This is a genomic window from Candidatus Binataceae bacterium, from assembly GCA_035650475.1.
Classification (GTDB): Bacteria; Desulfobacterota; Binatia; order Binatales; family Binataceae; genus JAKAVN01.
In genome coordinates this window covers 815,317-838,289 of the sequence record DASRHP010000012.1, presented here as the reverse complement: position 1 = coordinate 838,289, position 22,973 = coordinate 815,317, and the positions used below count along the sequence as shown (strand labels likewise).

Genomic DNA, 22,973 nt, shown 5'->3' with positions numbered 1-22,973 from the left:
CGCCGTTCAACGCCGACGCCGTCGACAACCTGACCTTGGGAGTTGCCGGCTTCGACGGTTTGACCCTCGCGGGCGGCGCGCGCTAGTGGGAGGAGCGATGGCCGAGCGAGGCGCGTTGCAGGTGATCGAAGTCGGCGCCGATCGCGCGCGGATGGAGCGGGCGTGGGCGATCCGTCGGCGAGTTTTTATCGAGGAGCAGCACGTCCCCGCCGAAATCGAGCTCGACACCGACGACGCGCGCGCACTCCACGTGCTCGCGCTGGAGAGCGGACGGGCGGTGGGATGCGCCCGGATGGTCGCGCACGCGGGCTACGTCAAAATCGGCCGGATGGCGGTGCTGCGGGAGCGTCGCGGCGCGGGTGTCGGGCGCGCGATGCTGGAGTTCCTGGTCGCTTGCGCGCGCAAGCGCGGCTTTTCCCGTGCAGTGCTCGACGCGCAGCTCCACGCCGAAGGGTTCTACCTAAAGCTCGGCTTCGAGCCGATCGGGGAGGTGTTCGAGGAGGCGGGCATCATGCACCGCCGGATGGAACGCGCGCTGTAGGGCGGCGGCGCGCCCGCCTAATCCATTTCCATCGGCAGGCCGACGTAGTTCTCGGCGAGCGATTGGGAGGCTGCGCGCGAGCCGGTCACGTAGTCGAGCTCGGCGAGCTGCCGGCGCTCGTCGAAAGCGTTCTCCTCGCCGAAGCGATGCAGCATCGCGGTCATCCACCACGAGAAGCGCTGGACCTTCCATACCCGGCGCAGGCAGACCGCCGAGTAGCGCTCGAGCGGCTCGCGCGCACCGGTCCTGTAGAACTCGGCGAGCGCGCGCGCCAGCACGCGCACGTCGGCGACGGCGAGGTTGAGCCCTTTGGCGCCGGTGGGCGGCACGATATGCGCCGCGTCGCCGGCCAGGAACAGCCGCCCGTAGCGCATCGGCTCAGCGACGAAGCTGTGCATCGGCGTGATCCCCTTCTGGACGATCGGTCCGCGCTTGAGCCGAAAGCCGTCTGTCGTCTCGAAGCGGCGCTCGAGCTCGTCCCAGATGCGCTCGTCGGGCCAGTTGCCGATGTCCTCTTCGGGCGCGACCTGGAGATACAGGCGCGTAAGCTGGGGCGAGCGCATGCTGTGCAGGGCGAAGCCGCGCTCGTGGCGCGAGTAGATTAGTTCGTCGGACGACGGCTCTACCTGGGCCAGAATTCCCAGCCATCCGAACGGATAGACCCGCTCGTACTCGGTCAGCACGCCGGCCGGAATTGACGGCCGGCATACGCCGTGGAAGCCGTCGCACCCGGCGACGAAATCGCACTTGAGCTCGTACGGCTCGCCATCCTTGCGAAAGCCGATCGTCGGCTCGGAGCTGGTGAAGCCGTGCGGGCTTACGTCTTCGGCTTCGAAGAAGATCCGGCCGCCCGCCGCCAGCCGCGCGTTGGTCAGATCCTCGACCACCTTGTTCTGGCCATAGATTGTGATCGTCTTGCCGCCGGTGAGACCGTGGAGGTCGATGCGATGGCCGCGATGGGCGAAGCGCAGCTCGAGCCCGCGATGGACCAGGCCCTCGCGCAGCAAGCGCTCGCCGACGCCGCTCTCGACCAGCAGGTCAACCGTGCCCTGTTCGAGCACGCCGGCGCGCACGCGCTCCTGAACATACTCGCGGCTGCGGTCCTCGATTACAACTGACTCGATGCCGTCGCGATTGAGCAGATGCGAGAGCATCAGGCCCGCGGGACCCGCGCCCACGATTCCGACTTGCGTGCGTATGGTTTTGGCCATCGGCGTGCCGGTCCGGGGCGCGCGCTCATCCGCAGGGCGGCGGCCGTGCCCGGTTCCGATCGGAATTTACGCCAGCGCCGGGAACCCGCGCCAGCGTGCTGATGCTTCAACGCCGGTCCCGTCGAGCGGCCCGCCAGCCAAAGACCATGGATTCGCGGAGATTCCTCGCTTCGGCGGCCTGCACTCAAAATGACAAAATGTCGCCCCGCGGTCATCCCGGGCGAAGCGATGGCTTCCCCTGCGTGAACATCACTCACCCCTGCGCTTCGACTTCGGCGACGAACTCGGCGATCGCGCGGGCGATCGCGGCGGGCCGCTCGAGGATCACGTGATGGTGCGTGGCCGGGATCGTCAGCAGGCGCGCGAGCGGATTGGACGCCGCCGCCAGCCGCGCCGCGTCGACATGCATGATCCGGCTGTGCTCGGCGCGGATGAGCAGCAGCGGATCGCGCACGCGCGCGATCGCCGCCCGCACGTCAATCCCGTCGCTGCCGACGAAGCTCTCGCGGTCAAACTTCATCGTCCATCGCCCCTCCGCCGCCTGCCCAAGGCTCTTTTCCGCAATCGCGGCCAGCGTCGCCGGCGCGACGTCGCCCTCGTCGGGCATCAGGCGAAACCGTGCGCGCGCGGTTTCGAAATCGGGATAGGTTACCACCGGCAGCCCCTTGAGCCGGCGCAGGTAATGGTTGCGCCGCTCGGTGGACGTCACCGCGACATCGATCGCAACGATTGCGCGGGCCAGCCCCGGATATTCGGCGCCGAAGGCGAGCGCGCTGAGCCCGCCCATGCTGTGGCCGGCGACGAACGGACGCGGCGGCGCGTACTCGGCGATGAAGCGCGCGAGGTCGTGCGCATAATCGAGCGGCGAGTAGGCCGGCGGACGCACCCATTCGCTGTCGCCGTGGCCGCGCTGGTCGAGCGCGAGCAGCCGTAGATCCGCCTCGCCCATCGCGTCGGCCACCGGCTGCCACCACCATGCGTTGGCGCTGTTGCCGTGCAGCAGGACGAGCGTGCGTAGCGCGCCGGGATTCCATTCCAGGAAGTGCAGGCGCGGTGTCCCGCCGGTAAAGCGGCTGAGCGGCTCACTCATCGCGCGCCGGCCGCGAGGACCTCGGCGAGAAATGGACCCATGGCGGCGGCCAGCCCCTTGGGATTGTCGATCGGCACGTGATGGTTGGAATTCTCGACCATCACGACGCGCCCGCGCGCCATCCGCTCCGCCATCTTCTGCATGAACTCGGGCGTCAGCAGCGGGCTTCCGGCCGGCTTGATCAGCAGCGCCGGGCATCGGATGCGCGCGAGGTCAGCCATCTTCAGTTGGATCGGTTCGCGAACGAGCGTGCGGCGGTCCATCTTGTGCACCCACTTGCCGTCCTCACGCTGGCGGAAGCTGAGGGCGGCGACGTGGCGCAGGGCTTCGGGCGACGCCAGCGTCTCGGCCGGTAACGTGCGGAAGGCGGCGATCGCCGCCTGCAGCGAATCGTATACCGGCGCCGGACGCGCTGCGATCGCGCGCAGCTGCTCGACCGCGTACTCGGGATAAACAGGCGTGGAGTCGATCGCGACCATCGCGCGCAGCCGCTCGCTATGCTCGACCGCGTACACCAGCACGCTGTGCCCGCCCATCGAATGGCCAACCAGCACGGGCGCGCCCAGGCCCCAGTCCGTTATCACGGCATCGAGGTCGTCCGCGTAATGACGCGAGCCGTAGGCCCAATCCGCGGCCCATCGGCTGTCGCCGTGGCCACGCTGGTCAAGCGCGAGCACATGGAAGCGGTCGGTCAGCGCCGGTGCCACGAAGTCCCACCACCGGGCGTGCGCGGAGCCGCCATGCACCAGCAACATCGGCGGCTTTCCCTCGCCGCCATAATCGACGCAGTTGAGCTCGATTCCACCGGTGCCGTTGAATTTGCGATTCTCCATCCGCGCGATCGAACCCTTCTTTGCGCAGTGCCGCGCGCCGCTCGCTTATGGCGTCGGGCCTGCGGCTTTGCAACGCACTATTCCTCATGCCACGATCCAAGGGTGACACGGGGACGGCGTTTTTCGATGCGTACCGGGGCGAGGCTGGGACTGTTGGGAGTGCTCGCGCTGCTCGTGATCGGCGCGCCGCGCGCGACGTACGCCGACGAGGCCAGCGCGGCCAAGGCCCGCTCGCTGGTGGACGCGGCTATCAACATGACCGACAGCCAGCAGGCGGTCAAACTGCTCTGGCAGGCGACCGATATCGATCCCACGCTGGAAGACCCCTACGTTTACCTGGGGCTGTACTACAACTCGCGCTCGCAGTTCGACCAGGTCGTCTCGGTTTACAAGAAGCTCATCAAGTACGAACCCAACTCGATCAGCGCCTATCTCAATATTGGCGAGGCCTACATGTCGTTCACGCCGCCCAAGGCCGCCGACGCCCTGCCCTACTACCGCAAGGCCTACCAGCTCGACCCGACCTCGGCTTTCGCCGCGCTCAGGATCGGCGAGATCCTCGCCCAGCAGGGCAATCGCGGCGAGGCGCTCCAATACCTGAAGAAAGCCGCCGCCGACAGCTCCAAGAGCCCGGCCGCGGCAGCCGAGGCGCGCAAGATTCTGGGCGAAATCGGCGCCCTCTAGGCTCAGGGCCGCGGGCCCGGCGCAGCGCCGTGCCCCGGCAGTCCGAAGCGCTCGGGTGGCGGTTTGAACTCGCGGTCGAATTTCTGTTGCTGCTCGGGGGTGAGCAAGGCGCGGATCTGACTGTAGGCCTGGCGCAGCTGCTCGCGGCGCTCACGCTCGAACTGCTGGCGCAGGCCGAGGATTTTGGACCGCGTATCCTCGATGATCTGCAAAACCTGCTCGCGCTGGGAGAAGGTCAGGTTCAGCTCACGCTGCATCCGCACAATCACCGGCTCGTGCGGGACACGGAGCAGCCGGTAGCGATAGGCGAGGCTGCTGGCGGCAAAGCCAATCACCAACGCGGCGATCGCCACCAGCGCAATCAGCCAGCCTTTGCCCTTATCCGACAAGGTCGTTGGGGATCTCGGGCATCGGCTGCCCTAGGAGCGGGTTGTTGGCGGAGGTGGTCACTTCCTGCGTGGCACCCAGCGCGTCTTCGAGCGACTGCGGCGGCGCTGTCACCGAAACCCAGGCGAGCAGAACCGCCGCCGCCACCGCCGACAGCGCGCTGGCGATCGCACCCCAGCTTTGCACCGCACCGCGCGGCTCCATCTGGTAGACCGCCGCACGGCGAATAATCTCCGCAGCGCGTACGGCGTCGGCGCGCGGCGCGCGCCGCGTGTCCATTGGCCGGTCGCCCGCGTCTGCCGACGCTGTCCCCTGCTCAGGCGCTCCGGCACCGGCGCGCGGATGGAGCATTGGAGCGGTCAGCGCGAAGGCGCGGAATCCCCGGTCGCACTTCGCGCACTCCTTGAGGTGCGCTACCAGGGCGGCGCGCTGTTCGGCGTCGAGCGTGCCGCGCCAGAAGTCAACGAATTGCGGTCGTGCCTCGAAGCAGTTCATCTTGTACGGTCGCTCCCGCGCGAGGGCGTCGCAGGGGATGCTGAAATATAAACAAGCGCTTCACTTTCTATTTTTGCTCCGCCTGCCGCGTCGGTACCAGATGCGCCGCCTGCCGGCGCAGCGCCTGGCGCGCGCGAAAGGCCCGAATCTTCACCTTGGCCTCGCTCCATCCAACGATCTCGGCGATCTCGCTGACGCTCATCTCCTCGCCGTTCTGGAGCGTCAACACCAGTCGGTCCTCGGGCTTGAGCGTGGCCAGCAGCCGCTCGGCGAGCTGCTTTGCCTCGCGCCGCTCCTCGGCCGCCTCGACGATCTCCTCGGGCGTGGCGGTGTTGACGAGCCCGATCCAGCTCATCTCGGGCGCCGTGAAGTCACTCACCAACTCCTCGGGACGGCGCCTGCGCCGGCGCAACTCGTCATAGCACAGGTTGACGACGATCGCGCGCAGCCAGGCACCGAACGGAATCTCGGCGCGATAGCCCTTGAGCCCGGCGTAGGCGTGGATGAAGGCCTCCTGCGCGATGTCGCGTACGAGCTCGGAGTCGGCAAAGAAGCGCTGGCAGAGCCGTTCGACGCGTCCGCGATGGCGCCCGGCAAGCTCGCTGAAGGCCGCGGCCTCGCCGTCGAGCGCGCGGGTTACCAGGTCCTGGTCTGACGGCTCGGCCACGCTACGCGCGAATCGCCTGAAGGCAAGCACGCCACGCATCACATCGATGAAATACGACGGCGCCGCCAGTCGGTTACATCTGCAAATCCGCCGATTTTCGCCGTAAAATCAAAGGGCTGCCCTATCCTCGGACAAGCCCCGCAGGCGGACGGCCCAGCCCCGCCCGTTCCAGTTCCTCGGGCGTATCGAGGTCCATCACGACGCCCGGGTCATCAACCTCGACGTAGGCGACGCGCTGCGGGTCAGCAGCCACCACGACGCGCGCGCCCTGGTCTTCGGGTGCGGCCTCCAACTCGGCAAAGAGCTCGCGCGCGAAGAGCACCGGATGGCCGCGGCGGCCGCAGTAGCGCGCGATCACGATTGGCCTTCGCGATTGCCGATGCTCCTCGATCACGGCTTTGAAGGTCGCCGGGCGGACCATCGGATGGTCCGCCAGGTGGATCAGCGCGCCGGCGGCGTCGCGTCCGATCGCTCGCAGCCCGGCCTTGATCGACGAGAGCTGGCCGCGCTGATACTCGGTATTTTCGGCCACCGCGATTCGCGAGTCGGCCGGAACGGCACGGCGCACGGCGTCGGCATGCGCGCCGACCACGACCACCAGCCGCCCGACCGCTTCGAGCATCGCCTGCGCGATCGTCGCAAGGAAGGTCCGCCCGCCGACTTCGAGCAGCGGCTTGGGATAACCCATCCGGCGCGACTCGCCGGCCGCGAGCAGGATTCCGTCGAAGCGTGGAGCGCCCGAGCGCCCGGCGGTGGATTGATGGGACACGCGATCGCCCGCGGCGCGCTAGGCCGAGCGCCGGCGCAGCCGCCCGAGCTTGGCTCCGAGATTGAACGGATCGCGTGTGCCGGTGCGCCGCTCACGGATTATCTCGGCGATGATAGCGACCGCTATCTCGGCCGGCGTCTCCGCGCCGATATCGACCCCGAGCGGGGCGTGCACCTCGTCGAGCGCGGCGGCGTCCACGCCCTCCTCGCCGATACGCTCGAGCGTCGCGCGCACGCGCCGGCGCGAGCCGATCATCCCGATGAACGCGCCGTTGGCGCGCCTGAGCGCGGTGCGCACAACCTCCTCGTCAAAGGCATGCCCGCGCGTGATCGAAACGAGGTAGCAATGGCGGTCGAGCTTGAGCGACTCGATCGCGGCGCCGAACGGACGCACGATAATCTCGTCGGCGTTGGGAAAGCGCTCGCGGTTGGCGAAGGCGGCGCGGTCGTCGATCACGGTGACGTGAAACCCGAGCATCGAGCCGAGCTGCGCGAGCGGCTGCGCGATATGTCCGGCGCCGGCGATAATCAGGCGTTGTGCACCGCTTATCGGATCAAGAAACAGGCGCGGCGCGCCGCTTGACTCGATTCGCGTTGCCGGATGAAGCAGGCCATCGGCGCCGACTTCGAGCAGCGCCGGCACCGCGTCGGCCGTGCGTTCCCTGAGCTGGTCGCTGGCCGCCATGCCCAGGCCGGCGAAGCCCTCGGCGGAAGGCGCGCGGCGCGATACGTCAACGACCGTGCGGTCGCCCGCTTTCACGCCGGCGCGCTTGCCGGGATCGACGACCGTGAGCAGCGCGGCGGGGCGGTTATGGGCTGCGGCGTCGGCAAGGCGCCGCGCAATCTCCATCTCCGACGGAGGCCGCCACAGATCGATAAAGACGTCCATGATCCCGCCGCAGGTGCCGATCTGCTGCTGGTCGAAGTCGCCAGTCAGATCGACCTCGGTAAGGCGCCCGTCGCCGCCCTCGTCCAGCAACAACCGGGCCTTGCGATAGACCTCCGCCTCGCCGCAACCGCCGCCGATCGTGCCGAACTGACCGTCATCGCGCACGATCATCTTGGCGCCGACCTCGCGTGGCGTTGAGCCGCGCACGTTAACCACGGTGGCCAGCGCGAACGGCTTGTCGCGCTCGAGCGTGCGCTGCGCTTCAGCCCAGATTTCTTCAGCCCCGGCCATGCCTGCTCCTGTCAAAAGGCGACTTAGATCTTTCGAAAGGGAACGTGAGAATCAAACGACGACCTTGGAATTCTTACTCTCCTTCCCCTTCAGGAGAAGGGGAAGGGCTGGGTGTATTCTGGATCGAACGCAGGGGTGGTTTCCACCGCAGCCGGCCTCGCCGACGCCCCGGCCGCGCGGCCGCTACGGCTGGCTTGGCCAAGTCAGGTAGAGGCTCAGGTTGGCGAGCAGTGCGACGTCACCGGCATCCCATCGCGTACGCGGCCACCATCAGCGAATCGCTGTCCACAGCGAATCCGACGGCGAGCATCAGCGGCACCGGCAACTCAAGCGCTGCGAGCACGAAGACCAGCGTCCGATGCTCGCGCCGGCTTCATTCGGCCCGCTCCGTCATGGAGGTAGTTGCGCGGCGAGGTTGAAGAATTCCTGAAGGCTCTGATTGAAGCGGTAGAACTTGTCCTCGCGTAGTTGGTCGGAGGACTCCAGCCACATCTCGTCGCCGATGAGCGCGAGGGAGTTCAGCGTACGGCGCAGCTCCGGGCGCCCCCCGCGTGTGATCTCGTCGAGCATCCGGCGCCAGATCGCGGCGCGCGCGCATACGACGAAGTCGGCGTCGAACTCCGCAATGGCCCCATTGTTGAGCTCGCGCGCGGCGGTCAGCGCGTAGCCCTCGAAGACCAGGCCCACGTTGCGCTCCACGCCGCCGCCTCCCTCATCGGGCAAAACGCGCACCACCAAGCGCGTCTCGACGTAACCGATGCGCCGAAACAATTCGCCCCGGGTCTCCATCAGGCGGCCCAGGGCGAGAAACCACTCGGCGTCGGGAAAGCGCATCACGCGACGAGCTTGGCGAAGTCGGTCGGCAGCAGGCAGCGGGGCCGGCGATCGAGCCCCGCCGAGTCGCAGCGCTGGAGGTACTCGCCGACGATCCGGCGCCACAGCTACCCCTGCATCTCCATCCCCTTGTCGAAATGCTCGAGCCCACCGCCCATCAGCACCGCCATCGGCTCCACCGACTCGGGCTCGCTGAAAATTTCGAGCAGGATGCGCTCGGCGTCGTCGAGCTCGGCGTGGATCTCCGCGGCCAACTCGGGGCGCGCCTTGAGCTGGGCGCGCAGATGCATCGTGCCGTAGCCGACGTGGCGCGATTCGTCCTGCATGCAGCGGCGGAAGATCTCCTGGTCCACGCGGCTCGGCGCAATGAACTCGCCCTGGCGGAAAATCGTCAGCACGAAGCCCTCGCCGAGCAGATGGAGCCGGCCGGTTTGGGCGGAGAAGCTCGGCGCGTCGAAAATCTTTTTCAGCCCGAGCTCGCTGTACGCGCTCGCCTTGCCCAGCCCGCCGCCGTTGGCCAGCGCGCGCTTGCGAAAGACCTCCATGTGGCGCGCCTCGTCCATCGCCTGCGTGGCGAGAAACATCTTGACCTCGAAGAAGTCCTGGTTGATGCGGCTCATCCAGCGCGTCGGGGCGTCGGCGGCGATAAACTCGACCTCGGTGAGGAAGGTGCACAGCTGGCACATCGCGCGTTCGAGGTCGTCGGGCAGCGGCCGCAGTTCGTTCCACGGGATGTCGCGCGCGGAGCTCCACTGGCGCGCGACCGCCTCCTCGTAAAGCTCGGCGACGTTGTCGGCCCAGCACTCGTCCTTGCTGTTGATCGTGAAGCCCAGCGACGGCACGTTGTCCGGCACCACTGCGCCGCGCGGCGCCATCGACAGGTGCGCCCCACCTTGCTCGGGCACCACGCCGTAGCTGCCGACCTCGATGTCCTTCAGACGCAGGCCGAGCGCCGACGGTTGGGCGCGCACGCCCCACTGGCCGGTTTCCTTCATCCAGCCCAGGTCCGGCGTCCCGGTCCCGAACAGCTTCTTGAGATACGGCGACGGCTCGACCTTGATCCGCGCCTCGGTGCCGATTCGCGCTTCGTCCTTGATCGCGACCGCAGGCATGTTCGCCTCCCCGTAATTGTTCCCCGAGCGCCGACGGCTGGGCGCCGCTCCGATTCCCGCAAAATCTACGCCGGGAGTCAACTCGTGGTGGCGCGAAGCGCATGATTTGGGCATCGCGCCTCGTTTAGTCGAACACCCCCGCGCCGAGTCCAGGGGGCTCCCCCACTGAACTCATATCGGGCCATGGCCGCTGACCCGGTGGGGCAAGGTTCCGTGGCCGCCTATGATTTGGTGACGGATTGCCGCGCCGCTCTCAATCCGCGCCCGTTCCCCGCTTGCGAGGCTTTTCGTGTATAGTTCGGACGGCTGCGCGCAACCCCCGTGCGCCGCAGCACCGAACTCAGACCGGCTGCGCACCGCCCGCTGGGGCGCGCCGCCTTGGAGCAACGAGCGATGGCCAACGAGAGCTGGAATATCGAGGGCGAGTATTTCGAGTCCTGCAACTGCGAGCTGCTCTGCCCCTGCCTTTTGACCCGCGCCCAGGCGCGTCCCACCGAGGGCCATTGCGACGTGGTCCTCGCCTTCCACATCGACCGGGGCGCCTACGGCAAGACCAACCTTTCCGGGCTGCGCGCGGTGCAGGCGCTCACCACGCCCGACGTGATGTCCAAGGGCGGGGGCACGATGGCGGTGTACGTCGATAGCCGCGCCAACCCCGAGCAGCGCGCCGCGCTCGAGGCGATCTTCACCGGCCAGGCCGGTGGGCCGCCGGGCCTGATGGCTCCGATGGTCGCGCATCGCCTACCCACCAAAACCGCGCAGATCGAGTTCAGCGCCGAGGGCAATACGCGCAAGCTCGCGATTGCCGGCGTCACCGAAGTGACGGTCGAGGGCGTGGTTGGACGCGACGGCAAGCAGGCGGTGTGGCTCGACAACGTGACCCATCCGTTCTCGGGCCGGCTGGCCGCGGCGCGCGGCACTCACAGCCGCTACAAGGATCACTCGTTGAACTTCGAGAACTCGGGGCGTAACGGCCATTTCTCGCCGATCCGTTGGTCGAATTCGTAGCGCGGCGCGCGCGGCGACCCGCCGCGGCGACCTTCGGTAGTACGATGGCTTCCGCAGTTTCCAAGCCTCAGGGTCGAGCGTTGGCTTCGGCGCTCAAGTTTTCCGACCAGCTTGCGATATGGGGCGGGCTTGCAGCGCTGAGCGCGCTCGCGTGGCTCTATCTCATCTTGATGCCGATGAACATGAGCGCGCGCGCAGGCGCCATGGACGCGATGCCTGCCATGTCAGGTATGGCTGGGATGTCGGGGATGGCGGGAATGGCCGGGATGCAGATGGCGCCCGCGGCCAATCCATGGTCGCCAGCCGCGCTGTGGCTGACTTTTCTGATGTGGTCGGTGATGATGGTCGCGATGATGATGCCGAGCGCATCGCCGATGCTGACCACTTACGCGCGAATCGCCGAGAGCCGCGGCGGGCCGGCGCGTTTGCGCGTCTGGCTGTTCGCGGCCGGCTATATCGCTGTATGGACCGGCTTCAGCGCCGCCGCGGCGTTTGCGCAGGCCGCGATGGACCACGCGGCGATGCTGGGCGGAGCGATGCGCGTCGCACCGCTTGTCGGCGGGCTCATCCTTGGGCTTGCCGGCGCCTACCAGCTCTCGCCGCTCAAGCGCCGATGCCTGCGCCAGTGCCAGTCGCCGATCGGTTTCCTGATGACGCACTGGCGCGACGACAGTGGCGGAGCGTTCCGGATGGGGCTCAGTCACGGCGCGTTCTGCGTCGGATGCTGCTGGATGCTGATGGCGGTGTTGTTCGTCGCCGGCGTGATGAACCTGGTGTGGGTGGCGGCGCTCGCCGCCTTCGTGCTGATCGAGCGCGTCACGCGCTGGGGCGAAGCGATCGCGACCGCCTCGGGCTTCGCGCTTATCGCCTCGGGCCTCGCGCTGGCGGCGCTCAGCTGAGCGCGCGGAACGCGCCATTGGCGGCCGCCGCGCCAGCCCTCTACACCGTCGGCCACTCGACCCATCCAATCGAGCGCTTCCTCGATCTGCTCGGCGAGCACCGGATCGCGCTGCTCGCCGACATCCGATCGTTTCCCAGTTCGCGCCGCTGGCCGCAATTCAACCAGGAGGCGTTGGCCGCCGCGATGGAGCGCGCGGGGGTGGAATATCGATGGCTCAAGCGGCTCGGCGGACGCCGCCATGGCCGGCGCGACGATTCGCCGCATACAGCATGGAGGCTGATTGCGTTCCGCTCCTACGCCGACTACTGCGACAGCGAGGAGTTCGCGGCGGGGATCGCGGAGCTGATCGAAATCGCCGCGCGTTCGCGCACGGCGATCATGTGCTCGGAGGGGCTGTGGTGGCGATGCCATCGGCGAATCGTCTCTGACCAGATGACGGTGCGCGGGTGGCAGGTCGAGCATATCCTGCCCAACGGCCGCCTGGCGCCCCATCGGCTGCCCGAGTTCGCCTCGGTGGTCGGGGGCCGGATCATTTACGACGGCGGCCAGCGGCGCCTGCTCAAATAAGGGTAGGCGCGCCGATGCATTCCTGATGGGCGGCGCGCGCGAGGAATTCCGCGTTCTAAGGTTGAGGCATCTGCCGCGTGAGCCAGTTCACGCCGCCGAGGCCGGGATGCTTGGCATCGCCGCCGCCGCGGCGCATCCCTGCTGCCACGCCCGCTTGAGCGTGGCATAAACTTCGAACGGGTCGGCGCGGCGCGGTAGTACGGAGAGCGCGGTCCTGTCGCGCAGCTTGATCCTGACGTCGAGATAGCGCTCGCCCTTGCCGCGCTGGGCGAGCACCAGCGCCACGGCTGCGATCTCTGGATAACGCCGCGCCTGTTGTCTGAGTCCCTTGACCACCACGATGTCGGCGGCGGCGATCGTCAACCGGCGAATCGACGAGTTCCAGATCGCGAAATGGATCAGCAGAATCACGGCGATCGTGCCAACGCAGAGCGTCTCGATCATTTCGTGGCCACCCAGCCAGTAGGCAAACCACGCGAGCCCGCCCAGCAAAGCCAACGCTGTGCCGCCGGCGACCACCAGACGGACGGGCATACGGTAGATGAATTCCAGCGGCAGCGGCTTGGACGGCCATCGACTGGCGAGCACGTCGGCGACGAACTGAAGCAGCGCGCCCGCCTCCTCGAGGTCGTAGCGGAGGCTCACGCGCGCACGCCCTTGCGCGTCGAGCAGATCGACCCGCTGCATCGCTGGTATCTGCTCGATGCCGGCGACTTCGGACCACGCGATCTCGCCCGGGCTCGCGTAGCGCACGCCACGCTCGTCAATTACGACCGGCGCGCTTCGTCCGCCGCACATAAGCTGCACTTCGCGCACGAACACCCAGACCAGAAACAGGGCGAGAGTCGCGCCAATTGCGTAGCCGAGGCGGGTTCGTATCCACGGTTCGAGCTGGAAGGCGAGCGCGATTGCGCCGATGAACAACAGGCTGGCGCCGGCGTTGGCCAACTGGTCGCGCCGTGAGCGCGGATTGACCCGAAACTGCTGACTCTCCGCCATCGCTCGATGCCCCGCGAAAGCGTGTTACCTCACTGGGTGCCCGCGTTGCGAGTCAGATAGTTGAGGATGGTCTTGCGCTCGTCCGTGGTGAGCGGCGGCACACCAGCCCTACGCATCAGGTCCTGCATCGCGTCGACCTTAACCGCCCACATCGCCGCCGTCATCTCGTGTGGATTGTACGCTCTGTGACATTCGCCGCATCTTTTAACATATAATTTCGCGACTTGACTGTCAGCTTCTGGTAGTTTGCCGCTTTGGCATGCAGTTAGTAAAGAAGCCGCACTTAACAGCAAGCTGAGTATGAGCGCCCGATAATTTGATGTGATTGTTGAGAGTGGCATCGACTCCGCGCCGCCCAGCCCCGCCGCCGCTGCCGGATCCTTCCCGGCTTGCCCCCCGCTACTCGGACGTCCGCGCCGCAGCGAGACAGCGGCGCAGTTCAGCTTCCAGCGCGCGGATCAGCTCTCGGCGGTCGGCGTCGTCAAGCACAACCTTGCGCTCAGACTCCGGCCGTACCCATACCGGCGCCGCGCGCAGCGCGTCGCTCTGGTAGCGCGGAAAGACATGCCAGTGGACGTGCGGTTCGAGATTCCCGAGGCATTCGTAGTTGAGCTTGAGCGGCCGCGTGACCGAGTAAATCGCGTTTCCCACCGCGAGGATCTCGTCGAACAGCGCGCGCGCCTGCGCCGGTTCCATCAGGTGGATCTCATTGACGTGCCGCTTGGCAAGGACCACGCAGTAGCCGCGGTAGAACTGCGCGTCGCCCAGGATTACGAACGACTGCGGCAGCTCGGCGATAAGGTCGGTAAATCCACCCGCGCGGCATCGCTCGATGAGTGCGCAGATACCACACGGACGCGCGCCGCGGTCAGGCATGGCCGTCCTCGGGCCCGGCGTCCTCGGCGACGACCTTGATCAACTTGATCGCGGCGTAGCGCAAAAGCTCGCCCACCGTATGCATCTTGTACTCGCGACCGTAGTAGACGGTGCGGATGCCCGTATTGATGAGGACCTTCAGGCAATGCACGCAGGGCGTGTGGGTGACGTAGATGTCGGCGTCGCGGATGGCCGCGCCATTGCGTGCCGCCTGGGTGATCGCGTTTATCTCCGCGTGAATGGTGCGCCAGCAGTTCTGCTCGATCTCGCCGTCGGGCGTGCGCGACTCGTAAATCTGGCAGCCCAGCTCCGTGCAATGCGGCATCCCTGCCGGCGCGCCGTTGTAGCCGGTGGCGAGAATGCTGCGGTCGCGCACGATCACCGCGCCGACCTTGGCACGCAGGCAGGTCGAGCGTTCGGCGACCTGCCGGGTGATAGTCATGAAGTACTGGTCCCAGCTCGGCCGCTTCGTCTCGCCCATCAGAGTCCTTTCAACCGCACCCCGGCCGGCAGCGCCGGCGGTGCTGGCCGGTAGCTCACGGTGTAGTACTTCTCATTCGACGGCTGCTCGGGCGCGGCGGGCTCGCTGTACCACGCCGGCACCGGGCTGAAGGTCAGGATAAAGAGCGCGACCGTCGCCCACGCCATCGCGCGCCGCCTGGGATCCAGCGGAGTGTCGGCATCCACCGTCGCCGGGTGTCCCAGGCCAAGGATCATCAGGATCACCACCCAGAACAGCCATCCGCCCCAGTAGGTCGAACCCAGCACCAGCGGCACCACCACCATCAGCACGCACACGATGATGAACGTGCGTGAGATCGCGCGATGCCAGCGCCCGAAGAGCGCGTACACCACGTGCCCCCCGTCGAGCTGGCCCACCGGCAGCAGGTTGAGTGTCGTCACCAGAAGTCCGATCCATCCGGCGAACGCGATCGGATGGAGATTGACGTTGACCGAGTTGGGATCGACGCCGAGCACCGCGTACGACAGCCCATAGAACAGCAGCGAGTTGCCGAGCTGGAGCCCGCCCGCCTGCGTGGTCAGCGGCTGAATTTCGGAAAGCCGCAGCCCGATGATCACCGCCGGGATCGCCACCACCACGCCCGCCCACGGCCCGGCCGCACCGATGTCGAACATCACGCGCCGCGTGCGCGCCGGCGAGCGCATCCGGATGAACGCGCCGAAGGTACCGATGAAGAAGTACGACGGGAACGGCGCCGGGATGAAGTACGGCGCGCTTACGTCCACCTTGTGATGGCGCGCGAGCACGTAGTGGCCCATCTCATGCGCGAGCAGAATCGCCATCAGCGGAATCGAAAATGACAGCCCCGCCGCGAGATTGCCGAAGGTCGCAAGCGGATGGGCAAGCGAGACCACGGCGCCGGCCATGTCGGCCCCCGCCATGGTGGTCGTCAACAGGGTCAGCACGAACAGCACCGCGTGGCTTGCGGTCACTGCGCTGCCGGCGCGCGTGCGCACCGGCTCGGCCGTCTCGGGTTCATAGACCGGGGCTGGGGAGACGCGTGGGATCTCGGTCAGGATTCGTGCGTCGTCGCGTGCGATGAGATCATCCATGGGCTTTGGGGCGAACCGGCCGGATGGTCACCACCGCGCCCGGCCCGGCGGCGAAGCGGCGCGCCGCACTGCCGTCGCGCACGGCAATTTCCAGCAGTCCGAAACTTCCGAAAGTTGCGAGCGGGACACCTTTGCGGACGGCGCCGTAGGTCTCGCGTATCTCAAGCGGGCCGCCCGCACCGATCCTAACCGAAAGCCGCATAGCGGAAAAGCGCGCCTTGAAGCGCGCCAGCGCGTCGCGCCCGATATTGCTTATCAGGTTGCCGAAGCCGTCAACGTAGATCACCTCGCCGCGCAGCTCGCGCAGCCCCTCGCGCGGCTCGGCGAGCTCCAGCCGCACCAGCCCCTCGCGCATCGGCGGCCCCAACGCGCCCAGCCTGACCCCGCGCCACAGATGCGCCGCGGCGGGCGCAAAGATGTCGCGTCCGTGGAAGGTCGAGCTGACCTCGGCCAGCCGATAGCGCGGCGCGCGTAATTCCACCACGCGCAGCGGACCGGCCTCCTCGACCGCCAGCGACAGCACGCCGTTGTCGGGTCCAACGAAGCGCGCGCCCGCACGAGTCTCAATCGCGACCGCCGCACGCGCCGTGCCGACGCCGGGATCGACGACGGCAACGAAAATCGTGCGCGGCGCGAAAAAGCGCCAGCTCTCGCGCAGCATCAGCGCGCCGCCCATCACGGACTGCGGATCAACCCCGTGCGTGATGTCGATGACGGGCGCGGCAGGCGCGATCGCGCCGATCACACCCTTCATCACGCCGACGTAATGGTCGCGATAGCCGAAGTCGGTCAGCAGTGCGATCGGCGGCCTGCCACTGGAGGTTCGGCGGCCGGCGCGGCCCGTCGTGCGCGCCACGGTCAGCCCCGCTGTCGTCCGCGCCGCGCGAGCTCCTCGCGCACCGCCGCCGCGAGCAGCGGAAACATGATCTCGTGATGGCCGGTGAGCATGATCCCGCGTCCGCCGCCGCCTTGCGTGGGGCGCTCGACCACGTTGAGCCGCGGCCGATACTGGCGGATGAAGTCCATGTCGGCGGCGCAGAAGCCGCTGACCCGCCGTCCGAGGTTGCGCGCGAGGTTGAGCGCCTTGAGGAAAACCTCGGGCATGATCACCGCCGAGCCGACGTTGAGCACCACGCCGCGGCTGAGCGTGGCGACCACCGCGGCGAGGCGATGGAAATCGGCCATCGTGGCGCGCCCGATCGCGCCGCCGTCGGCCTGCGGATGCATGTGCACGATGTCGGCGCCGAGCGCGACGTGCACGGTCGCCGGCGCGCCCGCGCGCCAGGCGGCGGCGAAGATGCTCGCGTTGCGGTAGCGCAGGCGCGCCCGGACGATCTCGCGTCCGACCACCTCGCCGAGGCCCCTGCCCTCCTCGGCCGCGAGGCGCGCCGCGCGATTGAGAAACTCGCCCGTCTCCGCCGCCATCCCGAAGCTGCCCGCCTCCAGCCCGGCGCCGACGTTCTCCGACGTGCGGCCCGCGTAGGCGAGCTCGAAATCGTGGATGATCGCGGCGCCGTTAGTCGCGAGTGCACTCAGCACCCCGTCGCGCAGCATCGCGCAGATGAGCGGGCTCAATCCGACTTTGAGCGGATGTGCCCCCGACAGCATCAGCACCGTGCGCCCCGCGCGGCGCGCCGCCGCGATCCGCCGCGCCAACTCGCGCAGGTCGGCGGCGGCGAGAACCTCGGGCAGCGAGTCGAGGAAGCCGGCGACCGTCGCGCCGGCACGCGTGGGGCGCGCAAACTGCGCGCGCCCGACGATGCGCGAGAGCGAGGCGAGCGGGCGGGTGTGCGCGCGGGTCGGGTCGATAGGCCGCAGTTTCATCGCGCCGTAAGCGCGGGGGTATTGCGCACCCCGCCGGTGGAAGGTAGTAAACTACCGCATCGCCTCGGCGGGCTCCAACCTCGCGCCACTGCGGCCGGGCGAGATCCGATTTTGTTCGGGGGGATTGGACTCGAATGAGTGAGGTGCCGCACCGCGATCCGCTCGCACCGGGACTCACGCTGAAATCCGCGCTCGAATCTTCGAAGCAGGCCGTCAGCCGGCGGCGCTTCATCCGGACCGCCGCTATCGCGGGCGCGACCGCCGCGCTGGCGCCGGCAAGCGCGCTCGCCGCGCTGAGCGCGCCGCGCACGCCGCGCAGGCTGCGCCTGTTCAACCTGCACACGGGCGAGCGGCTCGACGCGGTGTACTACGAAAGTGGCCGCTACGTCGGCCAGGCGCTCGACGCGATCAACTACATCCTGCGCGACTTTCGCCAGAACGCGATCAAGCCGATCCATCCGGGGCTGCTCGATCTCGTCGTCGCGATCCGGCGCCGTCTCGGCACCGAGGGCGAGATCGCGGTAATCTCCGGCTATCGCACGCCACAGACCAACGCGATGCTGGCGGCGCACAGCCGCGGCGTCGCCCGCCACAGCCTGCACGTGGACGCGATGGCGCTGGACTTCCGGGTGCCCGAGCGTACGCTCGAAGAGGTGCATCGGGCGGCGGTGGCAATGCGCGGCGGTGGCGTTGGTTACTACCCGCGCTCGGATTTCGTCCACGTCGACGTTGGCCGCGTGCGCTACTGGTAGCGGCGCTCGGCGATTTGACACTGACGGACGCCGACCCTAGACTTCAGGGCGGGCGGGCGTAATTCAGCGGTAGAATGCCAGCTTCCCAAGCTGGACGTCGCCGGTTCGACCCCGGTCGCCCGCTCCATTCTCTCCCAAGAGCTTGGTTGATTTTTAGGAAGACGATGCTACCGGCCGGTGCCGGTGTTGGTGCCGGTCTATACTCTATTCGGACAACGCCCCCATCGTCCGGCGCCCCTGCGGCCGAGTTCAATCGGAGAGGAGGCGGAGGTTTCATCAAGAGGCATGCGGGACCGACGGCCGGTACGCGTAGCTCAGCGTCCAACAAGTGATCGCCGCGTACGAAGCCGTCACCGACGCGAGCATGTAGCTGATGAAACCGGTGATCGAGAAGAGCGCCGAAGTGGCCGCGCGGCTCTCGTGGAATTCCGCGGCCATCGGTTCGAAAAAGACGCCGAAACTGTGACTGACTCCGAAGACCACGTAGAAGCCGCGGCGACCATAAGCCACGCTCGTGGTGAATCGAATTTCGCAGGAATCGGATCCGAAATCATCTCACTAGCCTGCGCGCTGTAATACCTCGAACGCACGAATGTGAAAGAACACCACCAGGTTTGCAGAACTCCAGGCGTCGCCGTGAGCGGGGTCAGTTTGTGCGCAATTTCACATTGACTGTCATACGGGTGTTACAGCCGTATGCATGCAGACAACGAATGGAACCGGCGAATCGAGTTGGCGGGTTAGCTCCGCAATTCACATCGGTAATGGGGGCATATTTAAAGCATTAGACGCGGGCATTGGCTTCGAACTCTCCCGCGAGAGGTAAATGATCATGTATTTGCGAGGCAAGACTGCCTTTATTACCGGCGGTAGCCGAGGAATTGGGCGCGCGATTGCGCTCACCTATGCGCGTGAAGGCGCCGACATCGCGATCTGCGCGCGCAACGAAAGCGATTTGGCGGCTGTCGCGGACGAAGTGAAAACGCTCGGCCGACGATGCTGGTTCCAACGGTGCGATGTTGCTGTGAAGAAAGAAGCATTTGTCACTGCCGAGAGTGCACTCAAACAATTGGGCAAAATCGATATCCTCGTGAACAACGCCGGCGGAGGTGCCGTGCCTGACTACCGGACCTTCCTCGAGATGGACGACGAGTGCTGGTTTGACAACATCAACGTTCATCTAAATGCGGTCTGGTATTTCACCAAAGCATTGCTACCACACATGGTGGAACGCCAAAGCGGCCGCGTAATCAATATAGCGTCAGTCGGCGGACTCATGGGTATGCCAAAACTTGGAGCATATGCAGCCGCTAAGCACGGCGTGATTGGCTTTACGCGCACGCTGGCTCTGGAAGTCGGACGATACGGCATTACGTGCAACGCGATTTGCCCCGGCGCGACGCGTTCAGGATGGACAATAAGCCCCGCGGGAATAGGGAAGCTCGCGGAAAAGAGCGGGATGGACATCGAGGCGTTTGCGCAACGCTCTGTCTCGGGCAGCGCGCTTCGAAGACTTATCGAGCCGGAAGAAATCGCCGAAATGGCAGGGTACCTGGCAAGCGAGGGCGCCAGGAGTATCACGGGGCAAGCGATCGCAGTCTGCGGAGGCCTGAGCATGCACTAATGCAGAGGCCGCACCTACAGCGATAAAACATGCAGAAGTGCAGTCGGACGATCCAGGCGAGTTTGCCGAGGCCTGTGCCCGCCGCTGTCAGGTTCCCGTGTCTTCGCGCCTCGTCTGAGTAATAGCGATAGGAGGGCTTCTGTTATGATTCCTGAGGCGCCGGAAAGCCCCTCGGCCTCAGTATCGAGGATTGAGTCTCTGGCGATACGCGAACTCACGCCATGCGGCGCCGGCTCTATGGTCTGGCGAGTCTGGGGAAGCGGCAGGCCGCTCATACTCCTTCATGGGGCCAGCGGCTCATGGACCCACTGGATTCGAAACATCGTGCCGCTCGCTAGAAGTTTCCGCGTGATCGCCCCCGACATGCCCGGATTCGGGGATTCGGATACGCCGCCTGAACCACACACGGCGGACGTGCTCGCTGATTTGCTGGCTTGCGGGCTCAACACCCTCGTGCCACCGCCAATGGAATTCGATATGGCCGGCTTCTCATTTGGTGGGATTATCGCGGGGCTCGTCGCTGCGCGGTTGGAATATCGTGTCCGCACGCTGGTTCTGCTTGGAGCGGGCGGGTTGGGGCTTGGCAGTGCACCGCCTCTACAGCTGCTGCAACCACGGCCGGACATGACGCGCGCCGATCTCGAGCGAGTGCATGGTGAGAACTTGCGCATTTTGATGATCGCTGATCCACGGAAGGTTGACGAGCTTGCTGTTTTCTTGCAGATAGAGAACATCCGCCGGGCGCGTTTTAAATCCGGAACTATTCCAGCCTCGGGTATCTTGCTGCACGCCCTGCCGGCAATTCGAGCGCGCATCGCAGGTATCTCGGGAAGTTACGACGCGATTATGGGTCCGCGGCTGGACGCTTATCGGCGAGTGCTGGCTTCGGCTCAACCCGATCTCGACTTGCGCGTGGTTGCTGGAGCGGGTCATTGGGTAACCTACGAAGCGGCTGAAGAGGTTACCGCCCTTTTGCAGGACATATTAGCGAATCCCCGATTACCGAATATGTCGCTCTGCTCCAGAAGCTGCCCACGGGCCTTACCACGAGTCCGGCGGGCGTAATTCAGCGTTAGAATGCCAGCTTCCCAAGCGTCGCCGGTTCGACCCCGGTCGTCTGCTCCAAAAATTCCGCCTCGGCTCGGCGACGCTCGACGGCGCTACCCACGGAACATTCGCAGCGCGAGCTTGGCGAGCAACACCGCCGCCGACGGCCACATCGTCACTGCCACCAGCGAGGCAATACATATCCACGCCGGAGTGACGCGGCTCGGCGCATCGCGCAGGCCGCCACGTATGGCGCGCAGGCGGGGTGTCCCGAGTGCGGCGCGGGCGCGACGCGGCGTGCCGCGATGGGCGGCAATACGGCCGTGCGCGATCGGCACAACCTTGGCGCTGAGTCCTCGGTTCGTCGCTCCTCGGCTCGTCGCCACCGCCGCCTGCTCCTCCGAGCCTCCGGCTGGAGACTCCCAGACTATAGGCTTAATTGCCGCGCGCCGATAGACGTGAAACACGCCCGCGCGGCTGATTTATTGACCGGGCAGACGACGCCCGGCGAGCGCGAACACGTCGCGCAGGAAGGCAAGCCGGTCGGCCGACCGAAGCTCGGCCAGCCTGTCGGGCGGGCGCGATTTGTTTGCAGATCGAGGGGGCTTTCGCAACTCGCCGGGCGCATCGGCGGAATACTTGCCCCAATTGGGGCGCGCGCGGGTCAATCCGCGCATACCGCTTGCTTCAACTCGTGAGACTTGCGACGATCCTTGTGAATGGCGCGTAAATTGCTCACCTGACCGTCCAGTCCCGTCGGCTGGTCAGGAGAAAAACCGTGAAACGCACCCCGCTTTTAGTTGCTGCGGCGGTGATGGTGGTTGTTGCGGTGGGTATCGGAATCGAAGTTCCGACGGTCGCCTCGGCGGCCGCGATCTCGCAAGAGATTTGCGATCCCAACGCGGACTTTTTTCTGGGCGAAGAGGACTACCCCGAGGCCGCCCGGCTTCATCGCGAGCTGCTCGTCAAGCGTCCCGACGACGCGCTTGTCCACTATCATCTCGGTTACGCCTACGGGATGCTCGGCGATCGTGCTGGAGAGCTGCGCGAGTATCGCGAGGCGCTGGCCCTCGGCCTGACGAACTGGGACCTGTTTCTTAACCTCGGGCTTGCCGAACTCGATCATGGCGATCTGAACGCCGCGCGCGACGCACTCCAGATGGCCGTGCTGGCCGGTCCCGGCCATCCCGAAGCGCACTTCAACCTGGGCCTGGTGTACGAACGGCAGGGGATGTTGGCTAGGGCTCAGCAGCAGATCCTCGCCTCGCTGGTGCTCGATCCCTCGCAGCTCGACGCGCGCAACATGCTCGCGGTGATCGCGGCGCGCCGCGGTGACTACGCCGACGCAGCGGCGCAATGGCGGGCGCTGATTCACGACGCGCCCGACTATCAGCCGGCGCACGCGAACCTCGCGCTGCTCGAGAAGAACTCAGCTCCGATCGCGATCGTTACGCCGCAGGCGCAGCGCAACGTCGCCTTCGTCTTCACGACCCACCCGCCGCGCTGAGCGCGACGAGCGGCCGGCGCGCGGCGCGCTACTGTTGGATCGCGTAGCCGCTCTCGGCGCAGCTCGACGACCCGAGATTGGTAGTGATCAACTCGAGCCGCGGGACTGACGCTGAGCTGTCTATCACAAACGCAAACTTCGGCGAGCCCGACGAGCTGAACTGTATGACGCCGGTCCCGTCGGGATTTACCGTGTAGGTGCCAGAGGCGCTCCCGGTCGAGGTCTTAGGGCCGGCGCCTCCCTTGTTGCTGTTGAAAACCGTAAAGTTGGCGGTCACGTTTCCGCTGCCGTTGAAGTCAAACACTCCGACGATCACAGCGATGTTCGGACACGTTCCAAACTTGTTGAACTGGAAAGCGTATGTTCCGTTGAGGGTCGCGTCGCCGAAGGTCACAGCCGACGCGAGAGCTGGGCGCAAAAGCAAGCCAGCGCAAAGTATTGCCGCCGCCACCATCGAGTTTTTTGCTAATCGTTGCACTTACGCTTTTCTC

The 22,973-nt window shown here is 66.5% G+C and carries 29 protein-coding genes and 2 tRNA genes; 11 read left to right on the top strand and 20 right to left on the bottom strand.

All coding sequences use genetic code 11. The annotated features are described in order from the left end of the window. The first annotated feature begins 97 nt into the window (after positions 1-97). Positions 98-541, top strand: coding sequence for a GNAT family N-acetyltransferase (locus VFB33_15475; GenBank protein ID HZO83094.1), 444 nt, complete (start codon positions 98-100; stop codon positions 539-541). Between the two features lie 17 nt (positions 542-558). Here VFB33_15475 and pobA read toward each other — a convergent pair whose 3' ends face one another. The 3 genes from pobA to VFB33_15460 form a co-directional block, all read right to left on the bottom strand. Next, on the bottom strand, positions 559-1,752 hold the full coding sequence (gene pobA / locus VFB33_15470; GenBank protein HZO83093.1) for a 4-hydroxybenzoate 3-monooxygenase: 1,194 nt from the start codon (positions 1,750-1,752) through the stop codon (positions 559-561). A gap of 253 nt (positions 1,753-2,005) precedes the next feature. Beyond that, positions 2,006-2,842 (bottom strand): alpha/beta hydrolase, encoded by an 837-nt coding sequence (locus VFB33_15465; GenBank protein ID HZO83092.1) that lies wholly within the window; start codon positions 2,840-2,842, stop codon positions 2,006-2,008. Next, positions 2,839-3,675, bottom strand: coding sequence for an alpha/beta hydrolase (locus VFB33_15460; GenBank protein HZO83091.1), 837 nt, complete (start codon positions 3,673-3,675; stop codon positions 2,839-2,841). Before VFB33_15460 ends, VFB33_15465 begins: the two co-directional genes overlap by 4 nt. 126 nt (positions 3,676-3,801) lie before the next feature. On the opposite strand from VFB33_15460, the gene VFB33_15455 reads away from it, so the two are divergent. Next, positions 3,802-4,359: a tetratricopeptide repeat protein gene (locus VFB33_15455; GenBank protein ID HZO83090.1), complete on the top strand. Its 558-nt coding sequence runs from the start codon at positions 3,802-3,804 to the stop codon at positions 4,357-4,359. 2 nt (positions 4,360-4,361) lie between these two features. Here VFB33_15455 and VFB33_15450 read toward each other — a convergent pair whose 3' ends face one another. From VFB33_15450 to VFB33_15420, 7 genes are all read right to left on the bottom strand, one after another. Beyond that, positions 4,362-4,712, bottom strand: coding sequence for a hypothetical protein (locus VFB33_15450; GenBank protein HZO83089.1), 351 nt, complete (start codon positions 4,710-4,712; stop codon positions 4,362-4,364). Between the two features lie 25 nt (positions 4,713-4,737). Beyond that, a complete protein-coding gene (locus VFB33_15445; protein ID HZO83088.1) occupies positions 4,738-5,241 on the bottom strand; it encodes a zf-HC2 domain-containing protein in 504 nt (167 codons plus the stop codon). A 67-nt stretch (positions 5,242-5,308) separates the two neighbouring features. Further along, entirely contained in the window at positions 5,309-5,908 is a 600-nt protein-coding gene (locus tag VFB33_15440) for an RNA polymerase sigma factor (protein HZO83087.1), read from the bottom strand. Between the two features lie 121 nt (positions 5,909-6,029). Beyond that, positions 6,030-6,677 (bottom strand): nucleotidyltransferase family protein, encoded by a 648-nt coding sequence (locus VFB33_15435; protein HZO83086.1) that lies wholly within the window; start codon positions 6,675-6,677, stop codon positions 6,030-6,032. An 18-nt stretch (positions 6,678-6,695) separates the two neighbouring features. Beyond that, positions 6,696-7,856, bottom strand: a complete 1,161-nt coding sequence (locus VFB33_15430) for an XdhC family protein (protein HZO83085.1) — start codon at positions 7,854-7,856, stop codon at positions 6,696-6,698. 390 nt (positions 7,857-8,246) lie between these two features. Continuing rightward, entirely contained in the window at positions 8,247-8,690 is a 444-nt protein-coding gene (locus tag VFB33_15425; GenBank protein ID HZO83084.1) for a hypothetical protein, read from the bottom strand. A gap of 107 nt (positions 8,691-8,797) precedes the next feature. Continuing rightward, positions 8,798-9,802, bottom strand: coding sequence for a hypothetical protein (locus tag VFB33_15420; GenBank protein HZO83083.1), 1,005 nt, complete (start codon positions 9,800-9,802; stop codon positions 8,798-8,800). A gap of 393 nt (positions 9,803-10,195) precedes the next feature. Here VFB33_15420 and VFB33_15415 point away from each other — a divergent pair, with 393 nt between their 5' ends. The 3 genes from VFB33_15415 to VFB33_15405 are packed head-to-tail and all read left to right on the top strand — an operon-like array spanning position 10,196 to position 12,278. Continuing rightward, on the top strand, positions 10,196-10,810 hold the full coding sequence (locus VFB33_15415) for a DUF1326 domain-containing protein (protein HZO83082.1): 615 nt from the start codon (positions 10,196-10,198) through the stop codon (positions 10,808-10,810). Between the two features lie 44 nt (positions 10,811-10,854). Beyond that, entirely contained in the window at positions 10,855-11,709 is an 855-nt protein-coding gene (locus VFB33_15410; GenBank protein ID HZO83081.1) for a DUF2182 domain-containing protein, read from the top strand. 17 nt (positions 11,710-11,726) lie between these two features. Next, positions 11,727-12,278: a DUF488 domain-containing protein gene (locus VFB33_15405; protein ID HZO83080.1), complete on the top strand. Its 552-nt coding sequence runs from the start codon at positions 11,727-11,729 to the stop codon at positions 12,276-12,278. Between the two features lie 87 nt (positions 12,279-12,365). On the opposite strand, the gene VFB33_15400 is transcribed toward VFB33_15405, so the two are convergent. The 7 genes from VFB33_15400 to VFB33_15370 are packed head-to-tail and all read right to left on the bottom strand — an operon-like array spanning position 12,366 to position 17,552. Further along, positions 12,366-13,277, bottom strand: coding sequence for a hypothetical protein (locus VFB33_15400; GenBank protein HZO83079.1), 912 nt, complete (start codon positions 13,275-13,277; stop codon positions 12,366-12,368). Between the two features lie 29 nt (positions 13,278-13,306). Further along, positions 13,307-13,618 carry a hypothetical protein gene (locus VFB33_15395; GenBank protein HZO83078.1) on the bottom strand — a complete coding sequence of 104 codons (312 nt, stop codon included), beginning with the start codon at positions 13,616-13,618 and terminating at the stop codon, positions 13,307-13,309. Between the two features lie 58 nt (positions 13,619-13,676). Continuing rightward, the gene (locus VFB33_15390; protein HZO83077.1) at positions 13,677-14,153 is read right to left on the bottom strand and encodes an HIT family protein; all 477 of its coding nucleotides are present in this window, start codon (positions 14,151-14,153) and stop codon (positions 13,677-13,679) included. Further along, positions 14,146-14,634, bottom strand: coding sequence for a dCMP deaminase family protein (locus VFB33_15385; GenBank protein HZO83076.1), 489 nt, complete (start codon positions 14,632-14,634; stop codon positions 14,146-14,148). The genes VFB33_15390 and VFB33_15385 overlap by 8 nt, the downstream gene beginning before the upstream one ends. Then, positions 14,634-15,728 carry a site-2 protease family protein gene (locus VFB33_15380; protein ID HZO83075.1) on the bottom strand — a complete coding sequence of 365 codons (1,095 nt, stop codon included), beginning with the start codon at positions 15,726-15,728 and terminating at the stop codon, positions 14,634-14,636. Before VFB33_15380 ends, VFB33_15385 begins: the two co-directional genes overlap by 1 nt. Further along, positions 15,721-16,584 carry an SAM-dependent chlorinase/fluorinase gene (locus tag VFB33_15375; GenBank protein ID HZO83074.1) on the bottom strand — a complete coding sequence of 288 codons (864 nt, stop codon included), beginning with the start codon at positions 16,582-16,584 and terminating at the stop codon, positions 15,721-15,723. Before VFB33_15375 ends, VFB33_15380 begins: the two co-directional genes overlap by 8 nt. 2 nt (positions 16,585-16,586) lie before the next feature. Then, entirely contained in the window at positions 16,587-17,552 is a 966-nt protein-coding gene (locus VFB33_15370) for a hypothetical protein (GenBank protein ID HZO83073.1), read from the bottom strand. Between the two features lie 134 nt (positions 17,553-17,686). Here VFB33_15370 and VFB33_15365 point away from each other — a divergent pair, with 134 nt between their 5' ends. Next, positions 17,687-18,304: a DUF882 domain-containing protein gene (locus tag VFB33_15365; GenBank protein HZO83072.1), complete on the top strand. Its 618-nt coding sequence runs from the start codon at positions 17,687-17,689 to the stop codon at positions 18,302-18,304. A gap of 52 nt (positions 18,305-18,356) precedes the next feature. After that, positions 18,357-18,431: transfer RNA gene (locus tag VFB33_15360), tRNA-Gly, on the top strand. A 149-nt stretch (positions 18,432-18,580) separates the two neighbouring features. Here VFB33_15360 and VFB33_15355 read toward each other — a convergent pair. Then, positions 18,581-18,814 (bottom strand): hypothetical protein, encoded by a 234-nt coding sequence (locus tag VFB33_15355; protein HZO83071.1) that lies wholly within the window; start codon positions 18,812-18,814, stop codon positions 18,581-18,583. 322 nt (positions 18,815-19,136) lie between these two features. Here VFB33_15355 and VFB33_15350 point away from each other — a divergent pair, with 322 nt between their 5' ends. The 3 genes from VFB33_15350 to VFB33_15340 all read left to right on the top strand — a co-directional run bounded on the left by VFB33_15350 (position 19,137) and on the right by VFB33_15340 (position 21,053). Continuing rightward, positions 19,137-19,928 carry an SDR family NAD(P)-dependent oxidoreductase gene (locus VFB33_15350; protein HZO83070.1) on the top strand — a complete coding sequence of 264 codons (792 nt, stop codon included), beginning with the start codon at positions 19,137-19,139 and terminating at the stop codon, positions 19,926-19,928. A gap of 144 nt (positions 19,929-20,072) precedes the next feature. Further along, complete coding sequence (locus VFB33_15345; GenBank protein HZO83069.1) at positions 20,073-20,993, top strand: alpha/beta fold hydrolase; 921 nt, start codon at positions 20,073-20,075, stop codon at positions 20,991-20,993. After that, positions 20,984-21,053, top strand: a tRNA-Gly gene (locus VFB33_15340). The genes VFB33_15345 and VFB33_15340 overlap by 10 nt, the downstream gene beginning before the upstream one ends. Positions 21,054-21,088: 35 nt before the next feature. Here the strand turns inward: VFB33_15340 and VFB33_15335 are convergent. Then, a complete protein-coding gene (locus VFB33_15335) occupies positions 21,089-21,361 on the bottom strand; it encodes a hypothetical protein (protein HZO83068.1) in 273 nt (90 codons plus the stop codon). A 392-nt stretch (positions 21,362-21,753) separates the two neighbouring features. On the opposite strand from VFB33_15335, the gene VFB33_15330 reads away from it, so the two are divergent. Further along, positions 21,754-22,482, top strand: a complete 729-nt coding sequence (locus VFB33_15330) for a tetratricopeptide repeat protein (GenBank protein HZO83067.1) — start codon at positions 21,754-21,756, stop codon at positions 22,480-22,482. Positions 22,483-22,510: 28 nt separating this feature from the next. Here VFB33_15330 and VFB33_15325 read toward each other — a convergent pair whose 3' ends face one another. Then, positions 22,511-22,960, bottom strand: coding sequence for a hypothetical protein (locus VFB33_15325; protein ID HZO83066.1), 450 nt, complete (start codon positions 22,958-22,960; stop codon positions 22,511-22,513). Positions 22,961-22,973: the final 13 nt, after the last annotated feature.

Coding starts and splice junctions, on each gene's coding strand:
- VFB33_15475 (HZO83094.1), top strand. CDS start 98: ATGGCCGAGCGAGGCGCGTTGCAGGTGATCGAAGTCGGCGCCGATCGC.
- pobA (HZO83093.1), bottom strand. CDS start 1,752: ATGGCCAAAACCATACGCACGCAAGTCGGAATCGTGGGCGCGGGTCCC.
- VFB33_15465 (HZO83092.1), bottom strand. CDS start 2,842: ATGAGTGAGCCGCTCAGCCGCTTTACCGGCGGGACACCGCGCCTGCAC.
- VFB33_15460 (HZO83091.1), bottom strand. CDS start 3,675: ATGGAGAATCGCAAATTCAACGGCACCGGTGGAATCGAGCTCAACTGC.
- VFB33_15455 (HZO83090.1), top strand. CDS start 3,802: ATGCGTACCGGGGCGAGGCTGGGACTGTTGGGAGTGCTCGCGCTGCTC.
- VFB33_15445 (HZO83088.1), bottom strand. CDS start 5,241: ATGAACTGCTTCGAGGCACGACCGCAATTCGTTGACTTCTGGCGCGGC.
- VFB33_15430 (HZO83085.1), bottom strand. CDS start 7,856: ATGGCCGGGGCTGAAGAAATCTGGGCTGAAGCGCAGCGCACGCTCGAG.
- VFB33_15425 (HZO83084.1), bottom strand. CDS start 8,690: ATGCGCTTTCCCGACGCCGAGTGGTTTCTCGCCCTGGGCCGCCTGATG.
- VFB33_15420 (HZO83083.1), bottom strand. CDS start 9,802: ATGCCTGCGGTCGCGATCAAGGACGAAGCGCGAATCGGCACCGAGGCG.
- VFB33_15415 (HZO83082.1), top strand. CDS start 10,196: ATGGCCAACGAGAGCTGGAATATCGAGGGCGAGTATTTCGAGTCCTGC.
- VFB33_15410 (HZO83081.1), top strand. CDS start 10,855: ATGGCTTCCGCAGTTTCCAAGCCTCAGGGTCGAGCGTTGGCTTCGGCG.
- VFB33_15400 (HZO83079.1), bottom strand. CDS start 13,277: ATGGCGGAGAGTCAGCAGTTTCGGGTCAATCCGCGCTCACGGCGCGAC.
- VFB33_15395 (HZO83078.1), bottom strand. CDS start 13,618: ATGCCACTCTCAACAATCACATCAAATTATCGGGCGCTCATACTCAGC.
- VFB33_15390 (HZO83077.1), bottom strand. CDS start 14,153: ATGCCTGACCGCGGCGCGCGTCCGTGTGGTATCTGCGCACTCATCGAG.
- VFB33_15385 (HZO83076.1), bottom strand. CDS start 14,634: ATGGGCGAGACGAAGCGGCCGAGCTGGGACCAGTACTTCATGACTATC.
- VFB33_15380 (HZO83075.1), bottom strand. CDS start 15,728: ATGGATGATCTCATCGCACGCGACGACGCACGAATCCTGACCGAGATC.
- VFB33_15370 (HZO83073.1), bottom strand. CDS start 17,552: ATGAAACTGCGGCCTATCGACCCGACCCGCGCGCACACCCGCCCGCTC.
- VFB33_15365 (HZO83072.1), top strand. CDS start 17,687: ATGAGTGAGGTGCCGCACCGCGATCCGCTCGCACCGGGACTCACGCTG.
- VFB33_15350 (HZO83070.1), top strand. CDS start 19,137: ATGTATTTGCGAGGCAAGACTGCCTTTATTACCGGCGGTAGCCGAGGA.
- VFB33_15345 (HZO83069.1), top strand. CDS start 20,073: ATGATTCCTGAGGCGCCGGAAAGCCCCTCGGCCTCAGTATCGAGGATT.